Here is a 19,629-nt window from a genome sequence, read left to right on the forward strand (position 1 = left end):
TGTATCTCTGTGTCACAATTGAAAAAATACGTCTACTGCTCAAAAGCGCCCCGATCGCGTCCTATACCCTTCGGACGGGACTTTCCGGCAATATCGGTAGACAAAGACACTGTAGTATCACCCGAGTTAAGTGCTCCACTGCCTTTTACCAGCCGAAAATTGCCTTTTGTCGGATCGGCCTGAACATCGACGAATTTAGGGTCGGCCACAATGTCGTTGGGGCCCGTAAAGACGTTCTGCGCTGTCGGGTACACATTGTAATCCCAGCGAATGTTCGTGTTCTTGTTGTTTGATGTCACGGCTCCGCCCGGCCGGGGGACGATAATGTTGTTCATGATCACCACATCGTCCGAGCGGTTGGGAAACAACTCCTGATAACCCACAATCTGCCCGTTCCAGTACGTGGTATTATTGATGATGTCCACATGCTTCGTGCGGAAGGTGTGTATGCCCGAGCCACCGTTAAACGCACTGACGTTATTCGCAATCAGCGCCCGTCCTTTCCATTCAGGACGCCTGGGTTTTTCGGGTGCCGTTGCCCCAACGGAGGTTGCCCCAACGGAGGTTGTTTCAGCTGACGCTGCCGTAGCTGCAGTCTGACTGGCAGGCTTCACTACCGCATCAGCATTTGGGTTCGTGGCTCCGTTGGCCGGATTCTGGTCGGTGACGTCCAGCAGGATACCATTGCCGTCGCTCAGCTTTCCGGTCCGCTCCCAGGGGACCAGCGTTTTGTTGTTCCAGACGAAATTGCGTTGAATCACAATGTGGTATCCCGGTGCATCGTCGAACGCCCAATTATTCAAGGTTGAAATACCCGAGCCACCGTAGCGCATGAACCAGGCATTTTCAAACACTTTGCAATCTTCCACCGTCAGATAATCCATTTCAATACCGATGATGCCCCCGCCGGCACATTTACCCACTACGCAGTTGCGGACAATCAGATGGTGCGGTTTCTCATCGGGCTTTTTATTCCTCCCATTAAAAAAAATGCCGTTTGTGTTGAAGTACGGGTCAGTGGTTGACTTTTTGGCGTCTTCCTGTGCTTTCAGAAGGACAATTGAATCGTTGTTGCCGATTACGGAAAGGCCATCGAGAATGTGGTACGACCCCGAAATCTGGATACCACACCAGCCAACAGGGCGAATTTCGGGTTTGTGCCCCGGTCGGGCTTTCCAGGTTATCCACGCGTCGGCTTTGCCGGAGCGGGTGATGTTGAGTACGGCGCTGCCGTTTCCTTTGTCATCATTCGTATAGGTCCCATTGCCGATCAGCACCACGTCGCCGGGTTCAACCAAATCGGCCGCTTTTTGTAGGCTACGGAACGCCGTTTGGGGTGTTTTGCCATCATTTGCATCGTTGCCGGTCCCGGATACATGCCAGGTGGTGGCCGAAACAAAGTGAGAAATTAAAGAGAGTAAGAGTAATAAAGTCTGTTTCATGGTTAGTAATAACTAATGCACTGATTATCTGTCAAGAATTGGTTTTCACTTTCACTTAGTTCTCAACCCCGTCAGGTCAGACTCAACGCGGATGGTGCCCTGTCCTTCCTCTACTTTAGCGGAAAAATTCTGGCCGGTTTCGAGGCTACCGACCGTTTTGACGTACACCTCTTTGCCTTTGCTCCTGTTTCGGATTAAGGTATACTCCCCGGTCGAGTTAAACTGGCAATTCGTGAAGCTGACGTACGTTTTGGGATACAGATCGTAATCGGCGGCATGTTGAAACTCAATCCAGTTGTTTTGCAGCACCGAATTGCGGATAGTGAGGCTGTTGCAGGGCGTCGAAATAGAAACCAATGCCTTTTTGTTGTCACTGATCATGGTGATGTTCTCAAATGACAAAGGGCCCTGAATGGGTAGCCTGGCACCTTTGTAATACGAATGAGCCCATTTATTGCTGTAGCTCATTAGTTGAAAAGGCACCCGTACGCTTTTCAGAAATATGTCTCTGAACACCACATTTTTTACGACAGCGGTATGGATGGTATCGGTTTGAAACATCAGCCAGTTAATACTGTCCAGAACCGCCGTTCCTTTTTCGAACGTGGGTTGAGTGCGGGATTTATACACGCGGTTGTCGAGTTGAGCCACTACACGGTAGATACGGCCATTTGACACAACTGCATCGCCGTGTTTTACCTCAATACCAGGTTTCCAGTCGACCCAGGCCGAAGCCACAATCTTGGAGAAAGCTCCTTCCAGGTAATCGTCGGGGATGTCGGAGCAGTTTTCGATGACACCATCTTCGAGATTGCCAAACTCGGGATTGGCGCTCACCCAGTCGCCCGGCACTAACGCAATCGCGTCATCGCCGGTTTGGAAAACGCCATTGCTGATTCTGAACCGTTTGCCAGGACCTAAGTGAATGCCATCTTTTTTGCCTTTGATGATTACGTCGTTGATGAGCAAATCCTCAAACGTGCAGATGTGCAACGCAAACTGCCCGTTGACCAGGCCCGAGCAGCGGAACCGCTCGATTTTCAAATCTTTTACGTAGAAAAACGCCACGTGTCCGCGCAAGCCGTAAATCAAGCTCATCGGTAAGTCGACGTTGTTGACCCGGACGTCAAGCCCCGTTAGGGTAATGTTGTGGTTGTAAGTTCGAGTTAAAGCGCCTTTGTTCAGGATGATATGGGTAAAGCGTCCCTGCTCATCGGATTTCTCGATTACGACACCATTGCCGCAAATGAGCGACGTATTATCGCCAATGAAAGCAGTACCGGCAACCTTGTACGTGCCAGGTCTGCTCACGACAATCGTGCCGCCTTTGTCAAAAGCCGCCTGTAAGGCCTTCGTATTGTTAACCCCTGTTCCTGTCGGCAAAAAACCGAAATCAGCGGCATTAGTAAAGGCACCGTAGGCCGTTTTTGCGGTTGACTTATCCGGCTGACCAGTCACGAAACCAGGGGTTACTGTAAGCAGCAGATTGACAGCAATAAGCAGTAAATACTTCATGTACTGAATAGCGAAAAAGGTTATCGGGTTGACAGGTACTTGACGGCTTCCAACTTACTCCCCGCTCGCAGTGGAATATCAGTCTCCGTCACCACCCGTTTGCCATTGAGAATCACGTTATCAAACGTTATATGGCTGGTATTGCTTTTCACAAGCGAAGGCACCGGCTCACCCGTCATGGTGATATCTTTCAGGACCAGATTCTGAAATTGAGCCTCGGGGTTTTGCAAGCCAAAGAGGGCCACGGGTTCTTCAAACCGGATTTTCTCAAATAAATAATTACGGTGGCTGGCTTTGCCTTTACTGTTCGGACTGACCATGCAGAACAGAGCCCAGGGCGCGTACCACTCCCCTTTACTCATGTGGATGACATCCGTATTTTTCATCGTGATGTTGCTGGTTGTCAGCGCCTGCCCGTTGAAACCAATCCGGAATACATTCGCCAGGGTGCTCCACAATACGCAGTTATCGATATAGATATCTTTTACTTCACCCGTCGTATTGCGGGTAGTGGCCCACATGTCTTTGCTGCTGTCCTGGGTGAAAAAAGCGAAGCAGTCGTCCATCGAGCGGATGAAACTGTTAAGGACTTTAGCGCGTCCACCGCCGTACCAGTCGATGCCGTCGCCGTTGATGTTCTGCGGGTTAACGGCGAGGATTTTGATGTTATCGAAAACGGCGTCGAACGTCGTGTGCGTTTGCAGCGACCACGTACGACTTCGACCGACGAACGTAACGCCCCTGACGGTTAAGCCCTGCACGTTATGGGTCGTTAGCGGGTGCCAGCTTTTCTGGTTCTTCCAGCCATCGTCGTGGTCTTCTGATTGCGGACCGTAATACAACACCGTACCCCGCCCCAAAATACTGACGTTTTTAGCGTTCCAGACATTAATACCGCCGAACAGCACTGCACCCGCATCCAGGTAAAGTGTTTGTCCGCTGGTCAAATCAATATTCCGGTAATGGATGCCCGGCTTTAGGTGAATGACATTTTTTGCCGTCAGATTGGGTACGTTAGCATCGGGGCGGTTAGCGAACAAGAATAGAACATCATCCTTGAAATTACTGGTACCAGCCCGTTCCACCGAATATTGTCCCGCTTCGGCCAGCGAGAACTTGACAACTGCACCCGTTAGCTGCGGCTTGACGTTTTTGGACAATGGCCGTACGTTAACTTCACCACGCCAGTACCCTTTTTCGTCAAGCTTGACGGCCTCTTTGTTGGACGTCTGTCCGGCGTATTTGTCGCTATCGACTTTAGGTGATACCGTTACGTCGGCTTTACCAATAAAATCGAAACTGGCGAAATACACGTTCAGGCCCGCGTGGAAAACCGGTACCGACTGACCGTTAACCGTCACTACGTAGTAATCGGAAGCAAATTCTTCCGGAACGGGGTGTGGGGTTACAGATTGTGAATAACCCGCCGTGAGTAAGGTAACGAAAGCGAAAACGAGGTAGAGCCGGTAGGTCATAGCACGTATCATTTTATCTCGGCGGTGTACACCGCTTTTTTGGGTTCATCTTTCACTTGAAAATAGTCGTTATTCTTCCCGTTGATAAAGATGTCTTTCACGTCTTCCAGCGCATAAGCCGGACGCTTGTCGGGGTTGCGAAGTTGAAAATCGACGTTAGTAAACGTGATGTTCCGGGCGTGGCGCACATAGAAGCCGTGTGCGGGCAGCGAATAACCAAACATTCGCTGCTCAGGGTATGACGTAGGCTTTTCGGGTACATCCCGGTTAGCCTCTTCGGCTGTCCCCTTCCCCATTCCGTTAATTTGGATGTTGCTGAGCTGGATATTCTCAACGGGATAGCCCGGCTGACCTGAGATCGAATTGGTGATTTTACTGTGGCTGATCGCCGTTACGTTGCTGATCGCCACCTGCCTAAGCTGCCCCGGCGGGCGAACCGGATCGGTTGGCTTTTCGCGCCGGGCCCGGTTGCCGACGTGGATAAAAATCGCCGTCTGAACATCCCGCATCGAAATGTTATTGATGGTGATATTTTCCATAACCCCGCCGTCGACCACTTCGAGCGCCAGCCCGGCCAGCACCGAAACCGGCAGTTCAATATCCGGCATCTGCTTGTGCCAATCCCAGTTCCAATGATTCGTTGCGGTGACTTTGCTGATGACACAATTAGCAATCGACACGTTTTTGAAGCCACCCAGCGACGACGTTCCGAACTTGATGCCGTTGCAGTTGGTCTTGACGACGCAGTTGGTGATGGATATGTTTTCGATGGGTTCGTAATCGCTGTTCTTCAGACAGATTCCATCGTCGTCGCTCTCGATGATGCAGTCGGACACGCTTACGTTGCTGCTCTCGATATCCAGCCCATCGTTGTTGATCAACCCAAGGCTATTGATCTTAATCCGGTTAATATTCACCCGATTGCATTTCAGATAATAGTGAGCCCAGTTGACGGAGTTTTTGAGCGTAAAGTCTTTGATCAGCACATCTTCGCAGTAGATGAACAGGATGGAATTAGGCCGTCCGGGGCCGTCGTTCACGCGGCTTCCCGTCCATTCGGTGCCGCTTCCGTCAATGGTGCCCGTGCCTTCAATGCCAACGTGGTGCACATTCTGGGCCACGACAAACCCCACCTGACACCGCTTCTGCGTATCGGGATTGCGAATCTTAGTGGGTGCACTGGTCGGTAGATCATCGAAGATATTGGGATAGTCCTGGGGCGAAGGGCTGCCTTTCAAGACGGCCATCGGCGACAAGTGTAATGTCACGTTACTCCGCAAAAAGATCGTTCCGCTCAAAAACGTGCCCTTTGGAAAATACACCTGTCCACCCGTCTCAGCGCATTTGTCAATGGCTTTCTGGATAGCCTTTGTGCAGTTAGTTTTTCCATTGGCAACGGCCCCGTACTCCAGCACGTTATACGTCTGAGCCGTTGAGTAGCAGACGCTTGTCAGGACAAGTAGTGTGAGTAGGAAGCCTTTTTTCATCGGGATTTAGGATAGGTGTCAGGTAATGACTTTATAAGCACTTATTTCGGCCTTGCCAATCAAGGAGCTAACATTTATATATTAGAAGGTGATAAGTCTACTTTATTCTTTCAACCCTTCCAGAAAACCCTGGTACGACCGTTTCTTAACGTAGTTTGCGTCAAACAGGAGCACATTATCAGCGCATTTGCAGAAGCCGGGAATCCAGGACGTGCCGTCATCAACGCCCCACATCGTAATGCCGAACTGCTGACTGGCTGGCACTACTTTTTTATAAGTACTCACTACGAACTTGTACTTCTCGTATTGTTTCTCCAGCAGCTCGGGAGTGGGAACGAAGTCTTTCTTTTTATCGGGATTCATCGCAATGTCAAGTTCGGAGATGTGCACCAGCAGGCCCGTTTCGGCGTATCGCCGAATCGCATTTTCAATACCCGCGTCAGGCGTATCGATACTGATATGCATCTGTAGGCCCAGACCGTGAATGGGAACACCACGCCGTTTGAAATCTGCGACCATGGCTAAGATTGCCTCTAATTTGGCCGGTCGGGTTTCCTGTGCGTAGTCGTTGTAAAACAGCCGGGCGTCGGGGTCGGCGTTGTGGGCGTATTGGAACATCCGGGCGACGTAGTCCTTACCCAGGATTTTACCAACGTTGAACGTCGGGCGGCCTGGCCCTTCGAGGGAATCCGTTCGGATAGCTCCCTGCTTATCAAAAGCTTCATTGACCACGTCCCAGGAAGCCACCTTACCCTTAAAATGCGTCGCAACGGTCTGGATGTACGATTGCAGCGTCGATTCCAGTTCCGTCGAATCACGGATTTGCTTGAGCCAGGTAGGGCTGGTGTCGATGTACCACACCAGCGTGTGGCCGTGTATTCGCTTTTTCTGCGATTGAGCAAACGCAATAAGTTGATCGGCTTCTTCGAACTTATACACGCCTTTCTGCGGACTTATCCGACTGGGCTTCATGGCCACATCGGCCGTAATGCTGTTGGCTTCCTGAATCACGGTTTGCCGGTACAGAGCGATATTCTGGATTCTAGCCGGACTGATGGCAAACCCGATGTGAAACGGCGATGCTTCAGCGAGCGTCTGGGAGGCAGAAGGCCGGGCAACGGGTATCGGCTCGTTTACGTCATCCGTGAAGGGTAAAAAACTCGTCAGTGCCGCCAGAAGAAACAGGAATTTCATTGAGTCTCAAGGGTCAAGAATTGCTGGGTATGCCCAGCAATTGTTAAACAGAGCACTCTCTAATTTTTCCCGGCTTTTTGGCGATTCTCTTTTGCAGTGGTGTTAAACACAGAGTAACAGAGAAGCCATAGAGAACACGGAGTTGCTTTCTTCATACTATCTGCAATCTCTGTGCAGCCTCCGCTCCTCTGTTTTTAAAGCTTCATCAAATTGCTTCCGTTACTTTACCGCCTACCACGAACGTCTCACCGATGTTAAGCTTCTGGGCCAGATAATACGCCATGAAATTGAACGGGATGATGTTGGCCAGGATGGAATAAGGCTCTTCGACATCCGGTTCTTCCACCATCAATACATCGGCACCCGCTCGGGCAATCATATCCGACAGGCGCATGGTTCGGTCGTAGGTTTCGCCCTTTGCCAGAATCTGGATAACGATGCTATCCTTGGCGGTTTCTTTGGGGCCGTGATCGTACTGCGCCATCGGCAACCCGTGAAAGTTTAGCTTCGTGCTTTCGCTTAGAATCAAAGCGGCTTCGTAAGCCGTAGCGATATTGGGGCCGCTGCCGGTCACGTACATGCCGTGTATTGCATGCTGGCTCCGCAGGGCAAACACCTCGTTGGCCAGTTGCTCGCCCTGTTGACGGTACTGATCAAACTTGTCAGTAATCAATGCCACCGTCGCTTCTGGCGAAAAGCCAAATCCTCTGAACAACGCCACCAACGTATTGACGTACGTCTTCGACGAGGAATAGTGCTCCTCCCCGGCCAGGATCGGCAGCACGCGGGCTACGTTCGGCGCGGTGCATAGTTCGCTATCCGTATAATTCGATACGGCCACGTACCGCTCGAACAGCTCCCGGCACCACAGGGCCTCGCTACTCCGGCCCGACTGCGACAGGATGACGGCCAGCGGGGCCTGTTTTCCCTTTGCCAGATAATAATAATATTCCGAGGCCAATTCCGGATAGATAGGCAGCCCTATGTACTTGAACGCCAACGGCGCAAAGTAGGAAGAGCCCATACCGAGGTAGGGTACGTGCAGGGGCAGCGGATCAATGGCGCTGGTAAGAACGTCCTGCGCTCGGGCGGGAATTTCAAGAATTTCGTTCAGAATTGGGTCCATGGATGAAGGAGTTCGCACAGGTCTATAAACTTTTAAAAATGAAGCTGTTTAGGATTTTGTTTCTGGTCTTTTAATCCCTACTGATCTGCGCGTTTCTGTCATCCCGACCGGTCCGCCGGTGCGGCAGGAGGGATCTTCGGTAGTATAATAGAATATCACTTTACCGAAGATCCCTCCTGCCGCACCGGCGGACCGGTCGGGATGACAGAAACGCGCAGATTTTATAAATCCTAAACAGCTTCTATGTATATATCAAATCTATTAGCTGTTTACGAGCGTTTTAACATCCGACTTTTCCTGCTCATACGACAACGCCAACGCACCAGCAATCGCCAGTGCAATGCCCATCGATTCGATAATTGACAGGCTTTCGTTCAGCAGGAGGATAGCCAGCACAATGGTAAAAACGGGTTGCAAAGCCCCGGCAATAGTGGTCACTTTCGAGGCTTTTCCTTCCGCACCGTAGGCGACAAAACTTGCCAGCACGCCCAATCCGTTCAGCATTCCTGCCAGCGAACCAAGGCCTAACGTTTTACCTGACAAGTTGAGATCGGCCAGACCCAGTACCATAAACACGAGTGCGATCAGGACCGACGACACGATAAAACTGACGTACGACCATTCGGCCGAAACGTAGTTGGTGGTTTCCTTCTGAGCGGCACTAAACACCCCCCAGAAAAACAAGGCAATTAATGAATATAAAAGCCACGGTCGGGCGGTCCCGGGATTGAGTCCGATGCTGCTGAAAAAAGCGGCTGGGTTGTCAAACAACAGCGATTCGCCCGACAGCATGACCACCGCCGGAATGGCCAGCAGAATGCCGATGGCATTAATCCAATTGAGCTTTTCTTTGAAAACCAGCAGGGCGATGGCAATGGTCACCAGTGGGTAGAGGTTCGTCACGGGAATAACGATAGCCGCCAACCCACCTGATGTAAATGCCTGATAAACGGCTACATTTCCAGTCACTGCCAGCGCTCCGGCCACTAATCCCCAGATAATTCCCCTGCGATTCGGCCGTTGCGCTTTGAGCTTCTTTGCGATCAACGGTAACGTCAGCAACATACCGATGCTAAACAGCACGTGGTTGGTAAATGGACTGACCGTGTCCGAGATCAGTTTGGCGACTACGCCCCACGTACCCCAGAAAAAGGCAGCCGCTATTGAGTACAGAATCCAGGGTTTCATAGAATGAGTGATTCAGTGAATGAATTGTTGACTGACTATAAGTGCTCGTGTGCCGACTGTTCAATCATTCAATTATTAGGTTCAAAAAGAGCAGCACTGCCCAGAATCCCCGCCTGTTCTTCGAGGTCGGAGATAACAACTTTAGTTTTATACGCTTTATACGGATTGAGCAAACTCGGCGTATGCAGCCGATGGGTTTCGTTCCGGAGTCCCTTCGCAATCCCTCCGCCCAACACAATGACGTCGGGCGCATAGAGATTGACGTAATTGTCGATGCCGGTTTTCAAGTAGTTAATATACTCGTCCACAATCACTTCGGCATCAGCATTACCGGCTTGTTGCTGACTAAAAATAGTTTCAGCGGTTTGTGGTAAGGTCGGATACGTCTGCGTCCACGCCAGGCGATCGGCAATTCGTTGGATTCCCGCACCGGAAACCAGTGATTCTAAGCAACCGGTTTTGCCACAGTAGCAAACGAAAGCATCGGTGGTGACGGTAATGTGCCCGCCCATGTGCGCAAACGGCAATGGCCCGTCGAGTTTACCGTCGATGGTAAAGCCCAGCCCGAGTCCTGTGCCGAGCGTCAGCACCAGCACCCGGCTATAACCTTTCCCTTGCCCGTACATGGCTTCGCCCAGAGCGACTACGCGGGCATCGTTATCTAAGCGACAAGGCAAATCGTGTTGCCGCTGAATGTGTTCGGCCAGCGGATAATCTTCCATAAAATCGAGGAAGCCGTAGGTCGAATCTACCCTACCGTCAGCCAGTACGAAGCCCGGCACCCCAATACCCACTCCGGTCAGAGCGGACCCGTCAGCAACGGCTTTGGCTTCCAGTTGGCTGATCGCTTCGCCAATCAGGCACAGAAACCGGTCGCTTTCTTTAGTTTCGGTGGGCGTCACCAGCATAGCCTCCACCTGCCCGGTGTCGAGGCATACCAGCCCGATTTTAGTCCGGGTTCCACCGATGTCGATACCAATAGCGAGCGTTTTCAAAGGCAAATCACTTAACCAGTTTAAGTCGGTATGAATTTAACTGATTCGGCGAGAACTTAATCTGTAACGCCTTGTTGGTTACGGGTAAAGACCGCTCGTTAGTTTCAATGTGCGTCGTTTGCCAGGCTTGCCGAATGGAGGTTGTTGTTGTCAGGGTAGGCGTAGTCGGTTTGTTGGCCACATTCCAGAAGCGGGCAATCAGGCCGTTGTTAATGCCGTCTTCGCTGGGTTTTACACTCCACAGCAATACCGTTGGGTCGCTGACCGTCAGCAACGAAAACGATTGGCCGGGGTAACTATCCTGCGAACCCGTAACCGTGCCGGTCACGAGTGGATTCTGGTGCTCCAGCGAAAATTTCATGGCCATTAGCGGGTCAAAAGCGGTCGGATGGGTGGTTAACGCGAACTGGTACAGGAAATCCGATTGGCCGTTCTGCCCGGAAATACCCAGCACTCCTGTGTCCTCCCGTTTGGTATCGACCTGTCCGCCCGCCAGCGCGTTCAGTTGCGCCGACTGTTCCCACAGAGAGTCAACGGTGCTTTTGCCGAGCTTGAAAAAGCTGCAATCCGTGTTTGACAGCGTGATACCATAGTTGGCCTCGCTCATGTCGGCAAAGTGGTTGAATGTTTGCCAGTCAAGCCGAGCGTTCTGGGCGGCATAGTGCCCACCACGGGTCTCTTTTTTGGCGGTGAGAATCGCCCCCAGTTCTTCGTGACGGGTGGTTGAGGTATTCAGGTTGAACGAAAACGCCCAGGTCTTCATATCCTTGAAATTCGCCTGAATACTATCTTCGATCTCGATGCGGGACTGGCTGTTGGCGAACAAGGTCACGCGAACCGTATGCGGCACTGGGACCGGCGAAACAGCTTTCAAGGTAACCGACACCGGCCCTGCGTTTTCAACCACCACCGGCCTGCCTTCATTGACGTTCAACACGCCCAGATCATTGACGTATTTTCCATCAGTAGGTTTCACTAATTGCCGACCATTGGCCCGCGTATCAACAATCTCCGTAATGGCACCCGACGGGCTGAGCCGCAATCGGTAACGGGCATTGCTGATGTATTCGCCGGACACCGTAGCGGCAGCGGGCTGTTTTGTTGGTTGGCCGGTCCTGATTTCGAATACTTTATACCCAACGGACGGAATGTTTTCGGCGTAGATGCGAAGAAACTGGCGACCACCTTTTGTGATCAACTGGCTGGCCACTTCCTTGCGGGTCGATACATCAACGACCCGAACCGGATACGGACCAGTATACGCCAAATCAGCCACGTCATCACGGCTCCAGTTCAAGGGATTAAAGACGTAGAAACGCGGGTTGGTCACCTGCTTGATTTGCTCACCAAGTGTGCGGGCCGAAAGCGAGAACAGCGAATCAATGTACTGGCTAATCTGCCGCTGAATTTTGCGTTGCCAGGTGGCCCGCACCGGATGTTTAATCGGCCCATCGGCGGTCCAGTTGTGCTCCCAGTACATCCCAAACGACTCCCAGGCCAGGTCACGAGCACCTTTTAACTGATCCGCGAAAGCCGGTGTCTTCAGCGCCACAAGCGAAGCCAGAGCTTCGGCAGCGCGCAACTTCTCAGTAGCCCGGCGGACCTGCGCGGTGGTTTCGTTCATCGATGCACAGTACAAATCCCACTCATTGCCGTAGCTCACCGACTCGGCAGGCAGGCGCGGGTAACTTCTGGCAACATCCTCAAAAAAGTCTTCCTCGTTGGAGACGCGCACCTTCCGGGTTGGTGTAGTCCCGTTTCGGGCTGCTTCGATAAACGGAAGGGATTCGTAGGTTTCGAGATCGTCGTGGCCGTAACCAAATGCTCCCGCTACGTTGTAAGGGTAAGTTGAGTTTGGTGAAACGGTATCGCACATCACATCAAGTTTGTCGACAATCTTCCGCATTTCAGCCAGTTTGTCTTTCTGCTTAATAACCAGCCGACACTCCGCATACCCTCCAAACGGTGCGGTTCGCTTCACTTTCTCGTCGTAATTGTACCACTTCATCAGCACGCCCGACGAGTCGAGGCCCGTGTAACGGTATAGCTGGTGACGGCGATTGGCCCGGTACTCGTAAGTCATCTGACTACCGTAGCCGCCAATGCCTTTCCAACTATACTTAGCTCCTGAACCAGCCCAGAGCGAGGCCAACCCCAGCGGCAGCGTGTTGTTTTCCATCGCTTCGGCCAGCCGAAAACGCAGGTTGTATGTACGTTCCAACTGCCCGGCATAGTACATTCCGCGCAAGACGGCTTCGGTCGGTTGGGCACCGTAACAACTCACCAGTGTGTTGAGCGGACTGCCGATGTGGCCTGATCGGATCGCTTCAATCAGTCGGTTAAACTGAGCGGGGGATCGGTATTTCTGATACGCCCGAAGCCAATAGCTACCGTCGCAATTGAATCGGGCCTGGAAATCAGGTGGGTTGTTTTTCGTAGAGTCAACTTGCCTGAGGTAGTAATCAAGCATGTGTACGAAGGCCGAGTCGTACTTGGCTTCGTTGGCCGACCACATGTAATCAGTATGATCGTCGTTAGCAATGTACAGGCGTTTGACAGGTCGGGCCGCGGTCGGTTGGGACTGCACGACCAAACTGTATAGGCATGCCAACAGGAGGAGATATTGGTGTTTCACAGTGTAAGCTGGCCGCCTATTATAAACTGACTACCAAAGGTTTGCTTTGAGCTTTTTTACTAAGGCAGGGTCAATTGAGGCTACTCCTGTTGCTAAACAGACCGCTATATCGTTTTTCCCGGTTTCTATCCAACTAATGTAAAGTTAGGGTAAGATAGTTGGTCTCGATGTTCGATGAGACAAAATTGCCGCCGTGTCCTCACCCAAGATGACAACAAAAAATTAATAAATCAGCCAGCAACTGGTTCGCCTATTTATAGCGCCAAACAACTGTCGGGTTATTTCCATATCGGTAAACTGCACCCTGAGCTGACCTGAGATAGTAGAACAGTATTTGTCAAACACAAAACTTTTTCGTTTTCCCCGAAAGGAATGCTATTTTTAAAAAAATTTATAATTCAGACGCTTCTGTTGAGCATAGTCTCCAGACTACGCTGAACGAAGACCCGATAGTGCCCACGTAAAGTTTCAAACTTCGCTAAACATCAGACCACGCCGAACCAGTAAACTAATTCACACAGCCTACAGGAGTATTGACATACTTTCTTTCACGTTCACTATGCGTTTCTCCCTACTGTGCCTGGCCTTCGTTAGCCTCTCCTTATCAGTTCAAGCCCAGAAACCTGCCCCATTCGGAGCCGTTCCATCGACTCGTCAGTTGCAGTGGCATAAGCTCAAATACTACGCGTTTGTCCACTTCAACATGAACACCTTCACTAACGAAGAGTGGGGACATGGCACCGAAACGCCGGATATGTTCAATCCCTCGCAGCTTGACTGCCGGCAGTGGGCACGCGTATGCAAAGCAGCGGGTATGGAGGGCATTGTGATCACGGCGAAACACCACGACGGCTTTTGCCTATGGCCCAGTAACTACACGGAACACTCGGTCAAAAACAGCAAGTGGCACAATGGCAAAGGCGACGTATTGAAAGACCTGTCGGCAGCCTGTAAGGAATACGGACTAAAGTTTGGTGTATACCTGTCGCCCTGGGATCGCAACCACCCCGCCTACGGCACACCCGAATACAACGAAATCTTCAAAAAAACACTCCAGGAGGTTTTGACCCAATACGGAGACGTGTACGAAGTCTGGTTCGATGGAGCTAATGGCGAAGGGCCCAACGGCAAGAAACAGGTTTACGACTGGCCGGGCTTTATCGCTACGGTCCGGAAATACCAGCCCAACGCCGTCATTTTCAGCGATGCCGGCCCCGACATTCGCTGGGTAGGCAACGAAGATGGCTATGCGGGCGAAACCAACTGGTGTACCCTCAACCGCGACAAAGTCTACCCCGGTTATCCTAATTATTGGGAACTGACACCCGGCCATGAAGACGGCACGGATTGGGTGCCCACCGAAGTAAACTGCTCGATTCGGCCGGGTTGGTACTACCACGCCAGCGAAGACAACAAAGTAAAATCGCTGGAGCACCTGGTTGACATTTATTACAGTTCGATTGGGCGAAATGGCAACTGGCTGCTGAACCTGCCCGTCGATCGTCGGGGTCTGGTCCATGAAAACGACGAGAAGCGGCTTATGGAGCTGAAAGCTTACACCGACAAAGCATCGCATAACCTGGTGAGTGGCAAGAAAATTACGGCGAGCAGCACCTTCGCTCAAACGCCCACTTTTGCGGCCAGCAATGTATTGGACAACAGTCGGGACACGTACTGGGCTGCGGCCGACGGCAGCAAACAAGCCTCTCTGGAAATCGACCTGGGCCGCCCGACTACCCTCAACCGGTTGTTGATTGAAGAATACATTGCGTTGGGGCAACGGGTTAAGAAGTTTTCGGTATCGGCCTGGCAGAACGGCCAGTATCAACCCATCGCCAGTGGCACCACGATTGGTAACCGGCGCATCCTCCGGTTTCCGACCGTGACGACGAACAAACTGCGGGTGAACATCGACGAAGCAAAAGCGACTCCGCTGATTCGGCATATGGAGGTGTACAACGCGCCCGAACTCATTGTGTCGCCCGTGATCAGCCGCAACAAAGCAGGCATGGTCACGATTGCCTGCCCCCGCACCACCGATCCCGTCATTACGTACACAACAGATGGTTCGGAGCCAACGGCCCAAAGTCCGCGCTTTAGCCAGCCGTTTGCTATGCCCAACGGTGGCACGGTGAAGGCCCGCGCTTTTGTCAATAATATGCAGAAAGCCAGTAGCCCCGTTGCTGCTGAGTTCGACATTAGCTCCGCCAAATGGGCCGTTGTATCGACTGGAGTTGCTGGTGAGCCGGATACAGACAAGTCAACGGCCGGCAAACAAAACGACCGCCTGATCGACGGCAACCCGGATACCTTCTGGCAACAGCGAAAGAACGGCGAAACCCCGACATCGGTGGTGCTTGACTTAGGCGAGTCGCTGCCCTTGCGTGGTTTTACGTACCTGCCCCGGCAGGATGGCAAAAAGGAAGGGATTGTGTACAAGTATACCGTTTCGGTCAGTCAGGACGGGCAAACCTGGTCGGCTCCCCTTAGCCAGGGCGCGTTTAGCAACATCAACAACAACCCCGTTAGCCAAAGCGTCCGGTTCAGCCAGCCTCAAACGGCTCGTTATCTGAAATTTGACGCTTTAGAAACAACCTCGGCTAATGACCCGACTATTTCCATTGCCGAACTAGGTGTGTTGACCCGATAACCGAATGCCATTATGGTTCGTTGTATACCCTACATGAGCCAAATCTATCTCACATTACTGGCGCTTACGTCCGCATTGATGGTGCGGGCGCAGGCCCCGGCCAGGACATGGCAGTACGAAAAAACAGTCGACCGGGCGGGTGGTACCGTTTACAAGGCGACCCTACCGTCGACCAACGTGCTTCAGTTTGAGTATCCCTACACCGGAGGGTCGATTGTGACGCTTACCCTCCGGCGCAAAGGCGGTGATACCTATGCGTACCTGGAAGTATCAAAGGGAATGTTTACCCGTAGTTTTCAGGGAGGCAACGCCAACATTCAATTTGACGGAAAACGCGCCGTTGCGTATTCGCTATCGGCAGCTGCCAACGGCCGGGCCAATATTGTTTTCTTCGATGCTGAACAACGGCTGATTGGTCAGATCAGGACGGCCAAAGCCATGGTGGTCCAGCTTCAGTTTGCTGGCCAACGCCCCCGCGAAATTCGCTTCAACACAGCCGGTTTACGTTGGGACCATTAGGCTGGTGAATAAGCGTCGATCAACATTGTTTACCGGCAGTTCAGCAACCTTCACCGCGATTATCGTCCCGATTAAGGCGAATAAGCTAACTTTCTGGCTTACTCCACGCTATGCCCCGAAACGTCCTACTCGTTCTTATTCACCTCCTGAGTGCCTGACCTTTCTGGCATTGCCTTACTTCTTTGTGGAAGATGGGTTCGCCAAACTGGCCGAGTTACCTTACAACTCGCACGAACGGCGGAATCTGGCGTCGTATGGGCTAACGATTGCCTTTTTCTATCTGAACTTTTACGTCTTGATTTCCCGACCCTATTTTAAGCGTAGTTATGTCTTATATGGGCTATCGGTACTGGGCTACTTTCTGCTCGTGCAGGCAATCTTAGCCAATATTAACCATCAACCTAATTTTTTCCCGCCGGGCCGATGCTTCACCCGCTTCGTCGCTGCCTCCACCCCCATTTCTTAGGGAGCGTCCGTCACCCAGACCACCCGATGGGCAAACCAGCAACGGTTTTCGGCCACCCGGATTACATCTATGTTCGGGCCGACTATACTGTTTATAAAATTACCCTGGCCGACATTCTATTCATTGAGGGCCTCGACGACTATCTAAAAATGCATCTTGAATCTACGCGTCACCCCATTGTGGCCCACATGACCATGAAAGCCATGCTTTACAGGTTACGGGGAGCGGATGCGCTCGATAGTCCGTTTATCCGTGTGCATCGGTCCTACATTGTGACCTTCAACCGAATTGAAGGTGTTCGAAATAAAGTCATTCCACTGGCCGGGCGCGACATTCCCATTGGAGCCAGTTATGAATCGAACGTACGGAGATGCTTTCTGGGGCAAACTAAATCAGCAGATTTCGCAGCCTATACATTCAGTGCCACGATCCGGGCTAAAAGTACGTATTAACAGATAGGACGCTGCCGAGTAACTTTACTCATTCACCCACACTTTTAGCCGTTTTACCACTAAGTGGTTTTCCGGGACAACGAAGTACTGGATTGCCTGCGTTATTAGACAAAACAGATTCATACCTACAAACAGGCTCAATTCGCTTACCAAGATTATTACGAAACTATGCCTTGTTAAACACTTATCTAACGAGTTACTTGTATGCAACGTAAAGAATTTTTAAAGCGCGGATTTGGCAGCTTATTGGGCGTAGCAACCATTGTTCCGCTGATGGGCGCTTGTAGAGAGACATCGGTTGAACCAACTACGACAACAGGCTCGGGCACCTCTACGGGCTCGACCAATGGCAATTCGGCGAGTAATTGCAGCGTTACGCCCAGCGAAACCCAAGGACCATTCCCCACGAAAGTACCCGCCAATTTTGTACGCAAAGACATTACTGATGGACGGACTGGTGTGGGCATGACAATGAACATCACCATTAAGAATGCCAATGCCAGTTGTGCCGCGTTAGCCGGAGCCATTGTCGATGTATGGCACTGTGACAAAGATGGCAACTACTCCGAGTACGGCGGAAGCGGTATGCAGAATATCAACTATACTAGCGTCGATTTCTTACGGGGTCGTCAGACCACCGACGCCAATGGTCTGGTTTCCTTTACGTCTATTTTTCCGGGCTGGTACGGGGGCCGCGCTCCGCACATTCATGTGCACATCTACAACGCGTCGGGCAAGTCGCTGCTGGTGACCCAAATTGCGTTCCCCTACGACGTGTCGAATACCGTGTACACAACGGCGCAATCATACGGCTACACCAAAGGCAAGCAGGATACCCTCAACGAGCGGGATAACGTATTTAGTGACGGGTACACCAATGAGCTCGCGACCCTGTCGGGCAGCATTTCAGCGGGCTACAGCCTGACGCACACAATTGTCGTAAACGCCTGATAGTTGGTGATCATTTTGCTGTTTTAAAACAACGGGCAAGGATAACAAGGCCTTCGACAAACGAACCATTCTTTTTTTATACCCGAATGAAATCAGATGTAAAAACAGAATGGTTCGTTTGGTGGGCAGGTATCTGGCCGAAAAAGCCATACAAGCCTATGTTCGGCTCACCCTGCATGAGCGTTCTAACTTACCTCTCGCCAAAACAATCGGCCAACCTTATTCTCGATCAATGCGGTACAATCGTCCCTGGTCGGTAATGGCATATAAGCCTCCATCCGTTCCTTGGGTGATATCCCGAAAACGCTGACCCTCACTCGCGAGCAATCGTTCTTCGCCAACCACTCGATTATTCTCGATGACGAGTCGTACAATGTGCATTCCACTCAGGGCACCAATAAACAAATTGTTTTGCCACTCCGGGATGCGATTACTACTGTAGAACGTCATGCCGCTAGGCGACACGACAGGGTCCCAGTAATAAACCGGTTGCTCAAGCCCTTCCCGCTGCTGAATGCCTTCTCCCACCCGTTGTCCACTATATTCGATACCATAGGTAATCGTCGGCCAGCCATAGTTGGCACCGGGCTGCACCCGATTTAGCTCATCGCCACCCCGCGGACCGTGTTCGCTTTCCCATACATCGCCCGTTACCGGATGAATGGCTAACCCCTGCGGGTTACGATGCCCGTAGGAATAAATCTCAGGGCGGGTGCCCGTTTGACTTGCCAACGGATTTCCGGACGCTGGCACCCCTTCTTTAGTTATACGAATGACTTTACCAAGCCCCGATGTCAGCGACTGGGCTTGAGGCCGGGTGGCCAGATCGGAACGTTCACCGGTACTAATCAGCAGATTACCGGCCTGATCAAACACAATTCGACCGCCATAGTGGGCCGTGCCGTTATAAGCTGGGGTGGCGCGGTAGATAACCGTTGCGCCCTCAATCCTGGTTTCATCGGCGGCTAATCGTCCCTTAGCGACCGCCGTTACGTTACCTTCGGCCAGCGGCTCAGAAAACACCCAGTACACCATTCGGTTATTGGCAAAGTCGGGATCTACCCGAAGGCCTAACAAGCCACCCTGCCCTGCTGCATTAACCCGCGGCAGGCCCTGGATTGGGCCACTTAGCTCACCAGCTGCGGTGACAATCCGCATCGTCCCCGCTTTTTCGGTGACGAGTAGTCGGCCATCCGGCAGAGCGGTAATACCCCAGGGGCTCGTCAGGGCTCGGTTAAGTACCCTTGCTTCGTAGCGGGAGGTTGTTTGGACACCAGCGATTCGGGTCTGGCCCGCAAAAGCGGGTTGATAGGTCGAGTTGGGCGGATTTGTTTCGACCGGTAACCCGTTCTTCGACCCTGTAGCCGGATCAGTATTATCCGCGACATCTGGGTTGCAGGCCGATAAGGCCAGCGTAGTGGCGATGACAATTAGCAGGGAGTTTTTCATAGTACGTTGACAGTTAGTATGAATAATTACCCTTCATAGGCGGTAAAGTTTGGCCGGCTCCCTATTTTTTACCGAAATAGACGAA

15 protein-coding genes are annotated in these 19,629 nt (G+C 51.8%); 5 read left to right on the forward strand and 10 right to left on the reverse strand.

Annotated elements, in window-relative coordinates; genetic code table 11:
* Nucleotides 1-32: 32 nt before the first annotated feature.
* The 9 genes from ACFSUS_RS07645 to ACFSUS_RS07685 all read right to left on the reverse strand — a co-directional run bounded on the left by ACFSUS_RS07645 (nt 33) and on the right by ACFSUS_RS07685 (nt 13,009).
* Nucleotides 33-1,442, reverse strand: a complete 1,410-nt coding sequence (locus ACFSUS_RS07645) for a choice-of-anchor Q domain-containing protein (RefSeq protein ID WP_381521216.1) — start codon at nt 1,440-1,442, stop codon at nt 33-35.
* Between the two features lie 51 nt (nt 1,443-1,493).
* The gene (locus ACFSUS_RS07650; RefSeq protein WP_381521218.1) at nt 1,494-2,957 is read right to left on the reverse strand and encodes a glycoside hydrolase family protein; all 1,464 of its coding nucleotides are present in this window, start codon (nt 2,955-2,957) and stop codon (nt 1,494-1,496) included.
* Nucleotides 2,958-2,977: 20 nt separating this feature from the next.
* Nucleotides 2,978-4,444 (reverse strand): glycoside hydrolase family protein, encoded by a 1,467-nt coding sequence (locus tag ACFSUS_RS07655; RefSeq protein ID WP_381521219.1) that lies wholly within the window; start codon nt 4,442-4,444, stop codon nt 2,978-2,980.
* A complete protein-coding gene (locus tag ACFSUS_RS07660; protein WP_381521221.1) occupies nt 4,441-5,919 on the reverse strand; it encodes a glycoside hydrolase family 28 protein in 1,479 nt (492 codons plus the stop codon). The genes ACFSUS_RS07655 and ACFSUS_RS07660 overlap by 4 nt, the downstream gene beginning before the upstream one ends.
* Before the next feature lie 102 nt (nt 5,920-6,021).
* The gene (locus tag ACFSUS_RS07665; RefSeq protein WP_381521222.1) at nt 6,022-7,113 is read right to left on the reverse strand and encodes an endo-1,4-beta-xylanase; all 1,092 of its coding nucleotides are present in this window, start codon (nt 7,111-7,113) and stop codon (nt 6,022-6,024) included.
* Nucleotides 7,114-7,318: 205 nt separating this feature from the next.
* A complete protein-coding gene (locus ACFSUS_RS07670; protein WP_381521224.1) occupies nt 7,319-8,239 on the reverse strand; it encodes an SIS domain-containing protein in 921 nt (306 codons plus the stop codon).
* Nucleotides 8,240-8,500: 261 nt separating this feature from the next.
* Nucleotides 8,501-9,427, reverse strand: coding sequence for a DMT family transporter (locus tag ACFSUS_RS07675; protein WP_381521226.1), 927 nt, complete (start codon nt 9,425-9,427; stop codon nt 8,501-8,503).
* A gap of 68 nt (nt 9,428-9,495) precedes the next feature.
* Nucleotides 9,496-10,422: an ROK family protein gene (locus ACFSUS_RS07680; protein ID WP_381521228.1), complete on the reverse strand. Its 927-nt coding sequence runs from the start codon at nt 10,420-10,422 to the stop codon at nt 9,496-9,498.
* A 7-nt stretch (nt 10,423-10,429) separates the two neighbouring features.
* Nucleotides 10,430-13,009, reverse strand: a complete 2,580-nt coding sequence (locus ACFSUS_RS07685; protein WP_381521230.1) for a glycosyl hydrolase-related protein — start codon at nt 13,007-13,009, stop codon at nt 10,430-10,432.
* A 607-nt stretch (nt 13,010-13,616) separates the two neighbouring features.
* On the opposite strand from ACFSUS_RS07685, the gene ACFSUS_RS07690 reads away from it, so the two are divergent.
* The 5 genes from ACFSUS_RS07690 (at nt 13,617) to ACFSUS_RS07710 (ending at nt 18,095) form a co-directional block, all read left to right on the forward strand.
* The gene (locus ACFSUS_RS07690; RefSeq protein WP_381521232.1) at nt 13,617-15,707 is read left to right on the forward strand and encodes an alpha-L-fucosidase; all 2,091 of its coding nucleotides are present in this window, start codon (nt 13,617-13,619) and stop codon (nt 15,705-15,707) included.
* Between the two features lie 33 nt (nt 15,708-15,740).
* Nucleotides 15,741-16,226 carry a hypothetical protein gene (locus ACFSUS_RS07695; RefSeq protein ID WP_381521234.1) on the forward strand — a complete coding sequence of 162 codons (486 nt, stop codon included), beginning with the start codon at nt 15,741-15,743 and terminating at the stop codon, nt 16,224-16,226.
* Between the two features lie 4 nt (nt 16,227-16,230).
* Nucleotides 16,231-16,692: a hypothetical protein gene (locus tag ACFSUS_RS07700; protein WP_381521235.1), complete on the forward strand. Its 462-nt coding sequence runs from the start codon at nt 16,231-16,233 to the stop codon at nt 16,690-16,692.
* A gap of 26 nt (nt 16,693-16,718) precedes the next feature.
* A complete protein-coding gene (locus ACFSUS_RS07705; protein WP_381521237.1) occupies nt 16,719-17,144 on the forward strand; it encodes a LytR/AlgR family response regulator transcription factor in 426 nt (141 codons plus the stop codon).
* A 204-nt stretch (nt 17,145-17,348) separates the two neighbouring features.
* A complete protein-coding gene (locus ACFSUS_RS07710) occupies nt 17,349-18,095 on the forward strand; it encodes a dioxygenase family protein (RefSeq protein WP_381521238.1) in 747 nt (248 codons plus the stop codon).
* A gap of 219 nt (nt 18,096-18,314) precedes the next feature.
* Here ACFSUS_RS07710 and ACFSUS_RS07715 read toward each other — a convergent pair whose 3' ends face one another.
* Nucleotides 18,315-19,544: a PQQ-dependent sugar dehydrogenase gene (locus ACFSUS_RS07715; RefSeq protein WP_381521240.1), complete on the reverse strand. Its 1,230-nt coding sequence runs from the start codon at nt 19,542-19,544 to the stop codon at nt 18,315-18,317.
* Nucleotides 19,545-19,629: the final 85 nt, after the last annotated feature.

The sequence above is a fragment of the Spirosoma soli genome (assembly GCF_042684525.1).
GTDB lineage: Bacteria > Bacteroidota > Bacteroidia > Cytophagales > Spirosomataceae > Spirosoma > Spirosoma soli.